Origin of the sequence: Kribbella voronezhensis (genome assembly GCF_004365175.1) — a bacterium.
GTDB classification, from domain to species: domain Bacteria; phylum Actinomycetota; class Actinomycetes; order Propionibacteriales; family Kribbellaceae; genus Kribbella; species Kribbella voronezhensis.
Window position 1 is genome coordinate 1 of the sequence record NZ_SOCE01000001.1, and the last position, 12,404, is coordinate 12,404.

Sequence of the window (12,404 nt, forward strand, 5' to 3'; positions counted from 1 at the left end):
CCCCCGAAGAGGCCTTACCGCTCGACTTGCATGTGTTAAGCACGCCGCCAGCGTTCGTCCTGAGCCAGGATCAAACTCTCCGTTGAAATCTATATACCAACCCACAAACACAAAGAATGCAGGAAGATAGACTACTTTGAGTGATCCTTTGAACATCAGAGACAATCAAACTGACTTGAATCAATATTTTCAAAGGAATCCGAACACGAACAACAGACAACCCCACACCCAAAACCTCAAAGAGGCCCGGGGCGGATCAGGATCATCCAATGCCGTGAAACGGGTTAATGCTAAATTTCGGCATTGACTTTCGGCACGCTGTTGAGTTCTCAAGAATCGGACGCACACCGCGCTCCACACTCTCGTGTTAAGCTCCGGGGCAACCCGCCAAACATTACTGTCCCGTCCGCAGCCAGTCAAATCGGCTACTTATCCGGTCCAGCCACTCCGCGACCCAGCCACCGAAACCCGCCACAGGCACGTTTCGGCTACCAAAACTTCAGGGAGTGTTCGAAGCGACCGGCCGCTTCCGCGTCCCGCACTCGCTCCAACAAGAAGAACATTAGTGTGATTCGGCCGGAAAACCAAATCGAGGTGGCCGGCCAGTGAAGCCACCGCAGTACCGGCCGTTCTCCGAGTGCTGGGCAAGCTTGAAGTCGGCGTAGCCGACGCCCAGGACGAGTGCGAACCGGGTCATTCCGCTAGACCCCTGCTGCTGAGCCTGACTCGGCGAATTGGGTGCGATAGAGCAGCGCGTACTCGCCGTCCAGGGCGAGCAGCTCCTCGTGGGTGCCGCGTTCGACGATGTTGCCGTGGTCAACCACCAGGATCTGGTCGGCGTTCCGCACGGTCGACAGCCGGTGGGCGATCACCAGCGACGTACGACCTTCCAGGGCCGTGTCGAGGGCTCTCTGCACCGCTACCTCGGACTCCGAGTCCAGGTGAGCTGTCGCCTCGTCCAGAACGACGATGTGCGGCGCTTTCAGCAACAGGCGAGCGATTGCCAGTCGTTGCCGCTCTCCCCCGGACAACCGGTGACCGCGATCGCCGACGACGGTCTCCAGCCCATCGGGCAAGGACGACACCAGGTCCCACACCTGCGCCGAGCGGAGCGCCTCGACCATCTCCTCGTCGGTGGCATCGGGTTTCGCGTACGCCAGATTCGCACGGATCGTGTCGTGGAACATGTGCGCGTCCTGCGTCACGTACCCGATCGCCTCGTGCAGCGACCGCAGAGTGACCTCTCGAACGTCGTGCCCACCCACCTGCACCGAGCCGCCGGTCACGTCGTACAAGCGGGCGACGAGGTTCGTGATGGTCGTCTTGCCGGCGCCGGAAGGACCGACCAGTGCGACCATCTGACCGGCCTCGACGGTGAAGCTGATGTCTTCCAGCACCTGCGAGGAGACCCGCTTGTCGAGGACCGCCACCGACTCCAGGCTGGCCAGCGAGACCTGCTCGGCCGTCGGGTAGGCGAAGGCGACGTGGTCGAAGGTGACCGTCGAAGCATCCTTGGGAAGCGCTCGCGCGTCCGGGGCGTCCTTGATCATCGGCTCGAGATCCAGTACTTCGAAAACGCGCTCGAACGAGACCAGCGCGGTCATCACGTCGACCCGCACATTCGACAGGGCGGTCAACGGACCGTAGAGCCGCCCGAGCAGAGCCACCAGGGCCAGCAGCGTCCCGACGGTCAGGGTCTGCCGAACGGCCAGGTTGCCACCCACGCCGTACACAAGTGCTGTCGCGAGTGCGGCGACCAGGGTGAGCGCGGTGAAGAACACGCGGCCCAGCATCGCGATCCGGATCCCCAGGTCGCGGACCCGGCCGGAACGTTCGCCGAACTCCCGGTTCTCGATCTCCGGCTGCCCGAACAGCGTGACCAGCAGGGCGCCACCGACGCTGAACCGCTCGGTCATCGCCGTCGACATCTCCGCGTTCAGCTGCATCTGTTCGCGGGTCATCGCCGCGAGCCGGCGGCCGAGATACCGCGCCGGGAGCAAGAAGACCGGGAGCAGCAAGATCGCCACCACCGTCAGCTGCCAACTCAGCGCCAGCATCGCGCCGACCACCAGGATCAGGCTGATCACATTGGAGACCACACCCGACAAAGTGGAGGTGAACGCCTGCTGCGCACCGATCACGTCGGTGTTGAGCCGGGACACCAGCGCGCCGGTCTGGGTGCGGGTGAAGAAGGCGACCGGCATCTGCTGGACGTGCGCGAACACCTTGGTCCGCAGGTCGTAGATCAGGCCCTCACCGATGCGCGCCGAGAACCACCGCTGCATCAACCCCAGGCCCGCTTCGACGAGTGCCAGCAATGCCACGACCAGGGCGAGCGCCGTCACCAGGCCCGCGTTCCCCTTGGTGATGCCGTCGTCCACGATCTTCTTGAACAACAGCGGCGAGGCGATCACCAGGAACGCCGAGAGCACGACCAGCACCAGGAAGACGCTGATGTGCAGGCGGAACGGCCTGGCGAAGCGCAGGATCCGCCGCAGCGTCCCCTTGGTCAGCTTCCGCTCCAGAACGGACACGTCCTGGCGCCGCCAGCTGCCCATGCCACCGCCGGGCATCCCGCCGCCCATCCGCATTCCTGAAGACATCCAGTCCCCTCCCGCACTCAGCTCGTCAACCTTGACAACACTTCAGGTCAGCGGATGCTTCCCGACCTCACAGACCGCCGGTCAGCCGAACGCCGCGATCAGCTCAGCGAGCCGCCGTGACTGTGCCTGTCGCTCCGCCTTCAACTGCTCCTCGTACGGACGATCGGCCGCGCCGAGCAGCAACGCCTTGGTCTCCCGGACAGCACCGACGAGCGGTGTCAGCACGGCATCCGTCAGGTCCTTCACCGTCGCCGCCAGATCATCGGCCGGTACGACGATGTTCGCCAGGCCGAGCTGATGTGCTTCGTCGGCCTCGACCCAGCGCGACGTCACGCAGATCTCCAGGGCTCGCGAATAGCCGACCAGCTGCACCAGCGGCTGGGTCCCACCCAGGTCGGGCACCAAGCCGAGCGCGGGCTCGCGCATGCTGAACTTCGCGTCCGGCGTGATCACCCGCAGATCGCAGGCCAGTGCCAACTGGAAGCCGGCGCCGACCGCGTGCCCCTGCACCGCCGCGATGGTGATGAGCTCCGGTCTCCGCAACCAGGAGAAGCCGGCCTGGAAATGCGCGATCAGCTCGTCCAGCTCCGCGGCAGGCTTCTTCCCCAGGGTGAGCAGCGGCTCCTGCCCGTCGACCGGCTCGCCCATCATCAGGTTGCGATCGAGGCCGGCCGAGAACGAAGGACCTTCCCCGGACACGACGACGACCCGCACCTCGTCCGGCAGCGAGGCACCGAAGTCCGACAGCGCGCTCCACATCGCCGGAGTCTGCGCGTTGCGCACCTCCGGCCGGTCCAGCACCACCCGGGCCACTGGCCCGTCCACCGTCAATCGCAGTCCGAGATCCGTCATGCCATGGAACATACGCGAACCACCCGCACTTTCCGTGCGGTCCTCGTCACCTGTGGAAAGACTGCTGTGGCGAACTCCCGGAGCCGTCAGGCGAGGGAGACCAGGTCGGCGTAGTCGTTGGTCCAGAGGTCTTCGACGCCGTCGGGAAGGAGCAGCACGCGTTCCGGTTCCAGGGCCTCGACCGCGCCCTCGTCGTGGGTGACCAGCACGATCGCGCCGGTGTACGACCGGATCGCGTTCAGCACCTCGGTCCGCGACGCCGGATCCAGGTTGTTGGTGGGCTCGTCGAGCAGCAGGACGTTCGCCGCGGAGACCACGAGAGTGGCCAACGCGAGCCGCGTCTTCTCGCCACCGGAGAGCACCCGGGCCGGCTTGTCCGCGTCGTCACCCGTGAACAGGAACGAGCCGAGCACACTGCGCGCCTGGGTCTCGTTCAGATCCGGGGCGGCCGTCTTCATGTTCTCCAGCACGGTCCGGTTGACGTCGAGCGTCTCGTGCTCCTGCGCGTAGTACCCGAGTTTGAGCCCGTGTCCGTCGATGACCTCGCCGGTGTCGGACTTCTCGATCCCGGACAGCACCCGTAGCAGCGTCGTCTTGCCCGCGCCGTTCAGCCCCAGTACGACGACGCGCGAGCCGCGGTCGATCGCCAGGTCGACGTCGGTGAAGATCTCCAGCGACCCGTACGACTTGGACAGCTCCTTGGCCATCAACGGCGTCTTGCCACACGGCGCCGGCGTCGGGAACGAGATCTTCGCGACGCGGTCCGACGCGCGCTCGTCCTCCAGCGACGCCATCAGCTTCTCGGCCCGCTTGAGCATGCCCTGCGCGGCCGTCGCCTTGGTCGCCTTGGCGCGCATCTTGTTCGCCTGGTCGATCAGCTGGGTGGCCTTCTTCTCCGCGTTCGCCCGCTCGCGCTTGCGGCGGCGTTCGTCGGTCTCGCGCTGGGTCAGGTACGCCTTCCAGCCGACGTTGTAGACGTCGATCTCGGCCCGGTTGGCGTCCAGGTGGAAGACCCGGGTAACGGTCTCCTCGAGCAGGTTCACGTCGTGGCTGATCATGATGACGCCGCCGGCATACCCCTTGAGGAAGTCCCGCAGCCACACGATCGAGTCGGCGTCCAGGTGGTTCGTCGGCTCGTCGAGCAGCAGCGTCTCGGCCTGCGCGAACAGGATCCGGGCCAGCTCGACCCGTCGCCGCTGACCACCGGACAACGTGCCGAGCGGCTGGCCCAGCACCCGGTCGGGCAGGCCCAGGTTCGCAGCGATCCGGGCGGCCTCCGACTCGGCGGCGTACCCACCGGCGGCGTGCAGGTCCGCCTCGGCCCGTTCGTACCGGCGCATGCCCTTCTCGCGGGTCTTGTCGTCCGCACTGGCCATCGCCTTCTCGGCATTGCGCAGCCGCCGGACGACCTCGTCCAGACCGCGGGCGGCCAGGATCCGGTCCCGGGCCAGTACTTCGAGGTCGCCGGTGCGCGGATCCTGCGGGAGATACCCGATCTCACCCGACGAGGTGACCGAACCGCTGGCCGGCAACCCCTCACCGGCCAGGATCTTCGTCAGTGTGGTCTTGCCGGCGCCGTTGCGCCCGACCAGACCGACCTTGTCGCCGGGACCGACCCGGAAGGAGGCAGGCGCGAGCAGTTGTCTGGCCCCGACACGCACCTCGAGGTTGGAGACAGTGATCATCGCGGGCAGGCGTCCTCAAGGTCGGGGATGTCGGAGAGGTAGCGGACGACAGCGCAGCGTCGCAAGACGGCACGGTCCCCCGCATCGAGGCTTGTGGCCTCAGCCGGAAGTGATGCTTCAGCCCCGATCTCCAGTGCGCGCATCGCAGTGCTCGCCTGGGACACCGGACAAGTGCCCCTCTTCCGACTCTGGCCTCTAGTGTATGTGCTGTGAAATTCAATCCAGACGCCGACTTGGACACCAGTGGTGTCGAGGACACCCGCGGCAGCGGAGGCGGTGGCGGCGGTCTGCTGCCGGGCGGGATGGGCATCCCGGTCGGGGGCGGTATCGGCGGCATCATCCTGCTCGTCGTCATCCTGCTGCTGAACGGCGGCCTGCCCGGCGGAGGGGGTGGCGGCAGCGACCAGCCGGTGACGCGCAACACGGCGCCCGGCAACCTGGATTCGTGCAAGAAGGGCACCGACCTGACGTCGAACCCCGAATGCCGGTTCGTCTTCTACCAGAACTCGATCGAGGGCTTCTGGGCCGCCGAACTGCCGCGCCGGGGCAAGAAGTACACCAGGGCCCCGCTGCGCGTCTTCGACGGCTCGGTGAACACCGGCTGCGGTCCCGCCACCAGCGCGGTCGGGCCGTTCTACTGCCCGCCGGACCAGCGCGTGTACCTCGACATCGGGTTCTTCCGGACGCTCGAGCAGGAGCTCGGCGCCAAGGGCGGCAACTTCGCCGAGGCGTACGTCGTGGCGCACGAGTACGGCCACCACATCCAGAACCTGTACGGCATCCTCGACCGGATCAAGTCCCGCGAGGGCCCGACCTCGGACTCGGTCCGTTCCGAACTGCAGGCCGACTGCCTGGCCGGCATCTGGACGCACCACGCGACCACCGCTGTGGACAAGGACGGCGACAAGCTGATCACCGGCCTGACCGAGGACGACATCAGCCGCGGACTCGACGCGGCCGCAGCCGTCGGCGACGACCGGATCCAGAAGCGCGCCCAGGGCCGCGTCTCCCCCGAGACCTTCAGCCACGGCACCGCCGAGCAGCGGATGAAGTGGTTCAAGACCGGCATGGACTCCGGCGACATGACCGCCTGCGACACCTGGTCCGCCAACCCGCTCTGATCCGCACGGAAGAACAAGATCGCGCGCGACAGCAAGAAGTTCGGCCCCGGGAGGATTCTCCCGGGGCCGAACTCTTCTGTACTACGGAACTACGCGACTGCTGCCGGGCGGCGGTAGCCCGGGAGGAGTTCGTCCACCAGTGCGTCGGTTTCGGCCTCGGCGCCGCGGGGGCCGCCGTGTTTGGCGAGGGCGGTGTACATCTGGGCGGCCACGTTCGTGACGTCGCTGGACGTACCGAAGTGGGCGGCCAGGCGCAGGGTCGCGCGCCACAGATCCTCGGAGGCCGGGGAGAAACTCAGCCCGGTCTGCAACGCCGTACGGGCCAGGTTGCCGTCGTTGTGGCGCAGGCTGGCCTCTGCCAGCTTGAGCGCCGCGTCGACGACCGCTTCGGCCATCCGCCGCTCGATCCCGGACGCCGCCAGCCACGAGTAGCGGCCGGCCGGCAGGTCGGCCCAGGACGGGCCGTGGACGAGGCTCAGCGCCGTCGACAGCGGTCCGCGCGGGTCGTCCATCAACGACGCCTGCTTGGCCAGCGTGCGGAACACGTCCCAATCGACCCGGACGATGCTGCGATTGAGCATCCAGCGGCCCGACTCGTCGGCGTACATCGCGTCCAGGCCGAGCCAGTTGCGGGTGTGCTCGAGAGCGGCGTCGCGCAGTTCCTCGCTGATGCCGCGCGGCCAGATCGCACCGGCCAGCACGTTCGGGTGGACGCCGTAGTCCTGGCTGGCCAGGAACGCCACGATCTCCGTCGACAGCTGCACGCGGCCGTCGTCGATGGGGCCGCGGGCATCGACCTCGACCGGCCCGAGCAGGTCGACCTCGACCGGCGCCGCCTGGCTCAGGTCCGAGGAGGAGAACTCGTACGCCGGCATGTCCTGCTCGATCCGGCGCTTGTCCAGCGCCTCCGACTCGGCCGTCTTGAACAGCGACACCAGGTCGGCGAACTGCGCCGGGTTGATGCTGTGGGCATCGACCTCCAGCCCCAGCAGCCGGCAGACCGCGTTGTTCTTCTCGTCCACCACGAACCGCCATGGCGAACCGAGCACATCACCGACGACGACCACCGCGACACAGCGCTTCGGGTCGGCCGCGAGCCGGGCCAGCCGCTGCTCCTCATCCGGCGAGGGCGGCGCCGACACGAAGATGATCTCGGCACCCCACAGCAGCGGATCGGGGTACGCCATCCTCGCGTCCGCCACCGAGTCGGCATCCCGTCGGCCGCACGCCTGCACCTGCGCGTCCGTACGGCGGGTCACCTCGTGCAGCGCGTCGTCCAGCTTGGTCCAGTAGCTCAGCCGGCTCGGAGCCAGTGTCGACAGGTCGTCGCCGAAGCCGACCATGCTGACATGCGCGCCTTCGGACCACAGGTTCGTGGCCAGCTCGGCGGCCACCGAACCGACGACGTCACGCGAAGCGTCGGTGACGCCGCCGAAGCTGACGATGCCGTTCGCGGTGTCCAGGTCGATGAGGACGGTCGAGCCGTCCGCGTTCTGGCCGAGCGTGACGAGCGTCGGGTACGGCGCGGGTGCGTCCACCGGACCCTGAGGGGCGTACGCACGTCGCAGCACCCACCTGGTGCCCTCGGCAATGACCTGCCACGGACCGGGCGGCGGCGCCTGGGTCTCCCCCGGTACCAGCACCAGCGTCAGCGCGCGGTCTGTGACCAGCGCGGCCACCACCTTCGGCATCGTCCGGTTGTCCTCGGCCATGGACGCACCGAGCATCCGCAGCGAGTTGTCGACGAACTCGGCAGTCGGTACGTCGGCCGCCAGCCGCAGGGCGACCTCGGTCTGGCGATGGCCGGCCGCCTTCGGACCAGGCCCTTGGGCCCAGCCCCGGCGGCGCTTGAGCGCCAGTGCGATCCCGGCCGCGAGCAGCGTCGCGCCGAAGCCGTAGATCCCTGCCTCGACCGGGTCGACGCCGTGGCTGCCCGCGGCGACCGGAACGACGTCGGGCACCTTGGTGCCGCCGGCAGCAGGGTCGCCCGGCTGTGCGTCCGCAGTACCGGGGGTGTGGGGCTGGACCGTGCCGACACCCGGCTGGTCCGGCTCGGCGTTCCTCGCGGTCGGATCGTTGACGGCACTACCGATCCCGATCGACGACGGCTTCTCGACGCCTTGCTCCTCGAACCAGCGACTGCCCTTGCCCGCCGCGTCCTCGTGCGAGGTGCGGCTCTCGATGGTGCCGCCGCCCTTGGGCTTGGCCTCGGTCGGCCTGGCCTGGGTCGGCTTGGCCTGGGTCGGCTTGGCCTCGGTGTGCTTGCCGGGCTGGTCGATCTGCACGCGGACCGTGTGCACGCCCGGACCCTTGGCGTCGGCCGGCAGGCGGACCTGCCAGCCCGGCATGATCAGGTCCGGGTTCGTCAGCCGCCGGCCGTCCGGCTGCAGCTTGGACTTGTTGAGGTCGTAGATCTCCTTGTACCGCCGGCCCTCACCCAGGTAGCGCTCGGCGATGTCCCACAGGCAGTCGTAGTTGCGACCCTGCGGCGGCCGGACCTCGGTGTACTTGACGACCTGCCCGGCCTGATGGTCGTTGTTCGTCCGTACGCCGGTGTGCGTCGTGCCGCTGAGGACCGTACTGCGGGCCTCGGTCTGCCGGAAGTTCGCGCCCTGGCTGTTGTCGCCGCCCTGGGTCACGCTGATCGACGACGGAGTCGTGCCGGAGGTCGTCACCGCGTTCGCGGCCGGGAGCGTGACGCTGGTGGCGCCCGCGATCAGCACCACACCGGCGATCAGCTTGCGCGCGAGGTTCTGCGAGCCGCCGCCGAGCGGGATCCGCGGCGACAACCCGTGGCCGCGGATCTCCGTGACGGCCTCGGCGATCAGGCAGATCACGAAATGCAGCCAGGCCACCCAGATGAAGAACGCGATGATGCCCAGCACGGTGTCGGTGCTCAACTGGTCGAACAGCAGATCCCGCGTCGGCATCTTGTCCGGCCACGGCGTCCCGAAGAACCGCAACAGCACATACGGCACCCCACCGACGATCGCCAGGATCGCGACCAGCGAGACCAGCCCTTTCAGCCGATCCGCCCCCGCACTCCCCGACCCCCGCTGCGGCAACCGAGCAGACCGCACCGGCTCACTCGTCTTCACCATCGTCGTCCCTCCATAACCCCACCGTCAGCCACCGATTGCCTGTACTTCCTGCACAGGAAGGCGCTGCACCGCGTGCACCTTGGCATGATCGACGTTCTTCCAATCCTGGTTGTTCCGCCAGTAGTCGACCTGCCAGGTGATCGTCAACTTGACCGTGTACATCCCGTCCGGCTGGCTGGCGCTCGAGCGCTTGTAGACGTGGCTGCACGGATTCACCTGGTGGAACGGATCCTTGGTTTCGTCGTAACCGTCCGAGCCGACCGGAAGGACGCCGCCGAGACAGGTGAACTTCCCCGTACCGTCGCCCGGGTCGATCTCTATCTGGCTGACCAGCGCGCGCATCGTGAGCCGCTCACCGGGGGCGTAGTTGGCGATGTCCAGATCCGTGCCGAAGTTTTTCAGGACATAGGAGGACTCCGGCGTGAGAGTGAAGTAGGCCGGGATGTTGACGCGGGGCGTGTAGGTCGGATTGACCTGCAGGACCGGGTCCGGATAGCTCTCGTCGAAGTACGTCCAGAACTTGTCCATGTACGTGCCCTTGCCCATGCACTGCTTGCGCTCCTCCTCCGAGACCGGCACGATCGCGCGCTCCAGGTGAGCGTTGACACCACCGAAGTTGGAGTTGAGGTCGTACTGAACGATGGTCAGCCGCAGGACCCACTGCTTGCCCTCGGGCGGGTCCGGAAGCTTGATGCCCTTCGGAACCTCGAAATCCCGGCACGGAACGAAGACCTGTCCCGGCTGGAGCCGGTCCTTCCACGGTGGCGGAGCGGGACCGTCGCTGACCTGCCCGTTGCTGCAGTAGGCGCCGAAGCCGACCGAGTTCGCGTACATGCTGCAGACTCGGTCGCCGGAGTGGACCGTGTCCGCCGTCGCGAGCGACGAGGGCATGGCGATCAGCAAACCGAGCACGGTGCTCAGGGCAATGAAACCGCGGGCGACCCTGTTTCGCATCCTCACTCCTGGTGGTTGTGCTGTCAGTAGGTTAGCGCCGAACGGGTGCATCTTGCCCGCCGAAGCCTGCTGACCGCCACTGAGTGACGGCCATTCCGATCTAGGCCGGATAGCGCACCTTCGAGCAGTCGATGCCCTTCGGCATCGGCTTGGCCATCTGATACATCGTCCAGCCGTCCCCGGTCCGCACCATGTCGATCGCCTGCGGTGCGCCGTGTGGGGCGGTGACAACCCATCGCTTCGTCTTCGGATTCCAGTACTGCGCGGTCTGCGAGCGGCACAGGCTGACCCGTACTACGCCGTTCGGCTGTGGCTTGGCACCCACCACGACGATGCTGGCCGGCGGGCGGAGTACCCAACCGTTGGACTTCGCCGTCTCCACATTGATGGCCGTGTCCGCGTAGAGGAAGGCGGGGAAGTTCGCCTTGATCAGCTCCGAATTCCCCTCTGCCATCGCCTGGAAGTACAGCGGGTACTTGGCCACGAGCCCTTGGACGGCAGGCGTCGACCCGTAGTTCCCGGTGACGATGGTCAGCTTGGCTTTCCGCGGCGGCGCAGCGGTTCGGGTGGGCGTACCGGGGTTCGACGGCTCGCTCGTTCTGGGGGCCGGACTGGACAACGTGACAGTCGGCTCGCTGTCGTCGCCCACGCCGACCGGCAGGGTGCCGTTGTTCTTCTCCGACCCGCCACACCCGGCGAGCAGCAGGATCGCGGTCACGACGCCTGCCAACCTCATCGCTGGACTTCGCACGAAAACAACTCCTCGTGGAGCGGGGACACGCTGATGGACCGGGCTCTTCATTCGGTACTCCGGACGGCCGGTGCGGCGGGGGCGCCACCACCCGGCGGTGCCGATGACGATCCGCTCTCGGTCGGCTTGGAGCTGGAAGCGGTGTCGGACGGGTTGGGACCGGACGGGTCGGGACTGTCGGTGGGCGTGATCGTCGGCTTGCAGGACGCCGGGAAGGGAAGCGGGATCGGTGGTGTCCACGGTGGGGTAGGTGAACCGATCGTCCAGCTCGGGCAGGGGAAGTCGATGGTAGGCGGGTTCGCGGACGTGATCGGGGCCCCAGGACCTTCGAGGCTGGTCTCGACGACGATCGGAGGGATGGTCGGGCTGTCGTCCGCCTTCTTCACGCCTTGTTCGGCATGTGCTTCGCCCTGGCCCTTCGCGGTCAGGTTCTTGATCCCGACCATGCCCAGGAAGCTCGTCTTGTTGTCGATCTGCACGTCGACCTTCAGGTGCTCGGCGTCCAGTTCGGTCGCGCCACAGCCGGTGACCGCCGGGTCGTTCGTCCTCACCTGGGCACAGAAGTTCGCTACCGCGGCACCGGCCTTGGAGACGTCGATCTTCGCCTCGGAGGAGTTGAAGTCGATGGTCGCCACCCCTGCGCGGGCGGCTTCTTGGGCGTAGCCGACTGCTCGGGATTTGGCGCCTAGTTGGCGGCCGCCGTCGATGACTAGGCCGGCGAGGGTGAAGATCATGACGGCGAGGATCGCCACCGCGGGGCTGAGGGCGCCGCGGTGGTTGCGGAGGGCATCGATCAGGCGGTTGGCGCGGGGGGCGTCGATGCGGAGGTAGGCGACCGTACGCCGCCACGCGCCACGGCCGGCCCCGGGGTCAGGGAGCATCGCGGACACCGCGGTAGGGGTCTAGGGAAGAGCTGAACTTCTTGGTGATCTTGGTGTCGCCGCCGATGCCGAGCAGGCCCAGGTCGCGGTAGTTGATGGTGCAGGTCACCTCGACCGACAGCGGGCTGCCGGCGGTGAAGGCGGTGGTGATCGAGCCCTCGGCGGAGGTTTTGCAGGACTCGACCGACTGACCCATCGTTCGGGAGACGGCGTCGTCGACGCGTTTCTGGGCGTCGGACAGGCTGCGGGCCTGGCTGGCGGCGCGGGCGCCGTCGCGGGCCGCGTTCTCCAGTTGCGAGGAGGTCTGGAAGTAGCGGCCGCAGGCGAGCAGGAACATGAACAGGATCAGCAGCAGCGGCGCCAGGATCACCATCTCCAGCGCCATCGTCCCCCGCTCCCGCCGCGACCTGCGCGCGGACAGCCGGCGTACCGCGCGGTTCCCCAGGGTCATCGGGC

The 12,404-nt window shown here is 67.4% G+C and carries 9 protein-coding genes and 1 rRNA gene; 1 reads left to right on the forward strand and 9 read right to left on the reverse strand.

The features are described from left to right. From EV138_RS00005 to EV138_RS00020, 4 genes are all read right to left on the reverse strand, one after another. A 16S ribosomal RNA gene (locus EV138_RS00005) occupies positions 1 to 86 on the reverse strand; the annotation flags it as partial. Positions 87 to 701: 615 nt separating this feature from the next. Then, positions 702 to 2,603 carry an ABC transporter ATP-binding protein gene (locus EV138_RS00010; RefSeq protein ID WP_238157857.1) on the reverse strand — a complete coding sequence of 634 codons (1,902 nt, stop codon included), beginning with the start codon at positions 2,601 to 2,603 and terminating at the stop codon, positions 702 to 704. An 81-nt stretch (positions 2,604 to 2,684) separates the two neighbouring features. Next, positions 2,685 to 3,455 (reverse strand): enoyl-CoA hydratase/isomerase family protein, encoded by a 771-nt coding sequence (locus tag EV138_RS00015; protein WP_238157858.1) that lies wholly within the window; start codon positions 3,453 to 3,455, stop codon positions 2,685 to 2,687. Positions 3,456 to 3,541: 86 nt separating this feature from the next. Further along, complete coding sequence (locus EV138_RS00020; RefSeq protein ID WP_112236604.1) at positions 3,542 to 5,140, reverse strand: ABC-F family ATP-binding cassette domain-containing protein; 1,599 nt, start codon at positions 5,138 to 5,140, stop codon at positions 3,542 to 3,544. A 209-nt stretch (positions 5,141 to 5,349) separates the two neighbouring features. On the opposite strand from EV138_RS00020, the gene ypfJ reads away from it, so the two are divergent. Then, positions 5,350 to 6,261 carry a KPN_02809 family neutral zinc metallopeptidase gene (gene ypfJ / locus EV138_RS00025; protein ID WP_133976440.1) on the forward strand — a complete coding sequence of 304 codons (912 nt, stop codon included), beginning with the start codon at positions 5,350 to 5,352 and terminating at the stop codon, positions 6,259 to 6,261. An 89-nt stretch (positions 6,262 to 6,350) separates the two neighbouring features. Here ypfJ and EV138_RS00030 read toward each other — a convergent pair whose 3' ends face one another. The 5 genes from EV138_RS00030 to EV138_RS00050 form a co-directional block, all read right to left on the reverse strand. Beyond that, the gene (locus EV138_RS00030; RefSeq protein ID WP_133976441.1) at positions 6,351 to 9,362 is read right to left on the reverse strand and encodes an AfsR/SARP family transcriptional regulator; all 3,012 of its coding nucleotides are present in this window, start codon (positions 9,360 to 9,362) and stop codon (positions 6,351 to 6,353) included. Between the two features lie 24 nt (positions 9,363 to 9,386). Further along, a complete protein-coding gene (locus tag EV138_RS00035) occupies positions 9,387 to 10,316 on the reverse strand; it encodes a hypothetical protein (RefSeq protein WP_133976442.1) in 930 nt (309 codons plus the stop codon). A gap of 100 nt (positions 10,317 to 10,416) precedes the next feature. Further along, positions 10,417 to 11,052 carry a hypothetical protein gene (locus EV138_RS00040; protein ID WP_238157859.1) on the reverse strand — a complete coding sequence of 212 codons (636 nt, stop codon included), beginning with the start codon at positions 11,050 to 11,052 and terminating at the stop codon, positions 10,417 to 10,419. Between the two features lie 62 nt (positions 11,053 to 11,114). Then, positions 11,115 to 11,948: a TadE/TadG family type IV pilus assembly protein gene (locus EV138_RS00045; protein WP_133976444.1), complete on the reverse strand. Its 834-nt coding sequence runs from the start codon at positions 11,946 to 11,948 to the stop codon at positions 11,115 to 11,117. Continuing rightward, a complete protein-coding gene (locus EV138_RS00050) occupies positions 11,938 to 12,399 on the reverse strand; it encodes a TadE/TadG family type IV pilus assembly protein (protein ID WP_133976445.1) in 462 nt (153 codons plus the stop codon). Before EV138_RS00050 ends, EV138_RS00045 begins: the two co-directional genes overlap by 11 nt. Positions 12,400 to 12,404 lie beyond the last annotated feature (5 nt).

Coding starts and splice junctions, on each gene's coding strand:
- EV138_RS00020 (WP_112236604.1), bottom strand. CDS start 5,140: ATGATCACTGTCTCCAACCTCGAGGTGCGTGTCGGGGCCAGACAACTG.
- EV138_RS00045 (WP_133976444.1), bottom strand. CDS start 11,948: ATGCTCCCTGACCCCGGGGCCGGCCGTGGCGCGTGGCGGCGTACGGTC.
- EV138_RS00010 (WP_238157857.1), bottom strand. CDS start 2,603: ATGTCTTCAGGAATGCGGATGGGCGGCGGGATGCCCGGCGGTGGCATG.
- EV138_RS00040 (WP_238157859.1), bottom strand. CDS start 11,052: ATGAGGTTGGCAGGCGTCGTGACCGCGATCCTGCTGCTCGCCGGGTGT.
- EV138_RS00050 (WP_133976445.1), bottom strand. CDS start 12,399: ATGACCCTGGGGAACCGCGCGGTACGCCGGCTGTCCGCGCGCAGGTCG.
- EV138_RS00030 (WP_133976441.1), bottom strand. CDS start 9,362: ATGGTGAAGACGAGTGAGCCGGTGCGGTCTGCTCGGTTGCCGCAGCGG.
- EV138_RS00015 (WP_238157858.1), bottom strand. CDS start 3,455: ATGACGGATCTCGGACTGCGATTGACGGTGGACGGGCCAGTGGCCCGG.
- EV138_RS00035 (WP_133976442.1), bottom strand. CDS start 10,316: ATGCGAAACAGGGTCGCCCGCGGTTTCATTGCCCTGAGCACCGTGCTC.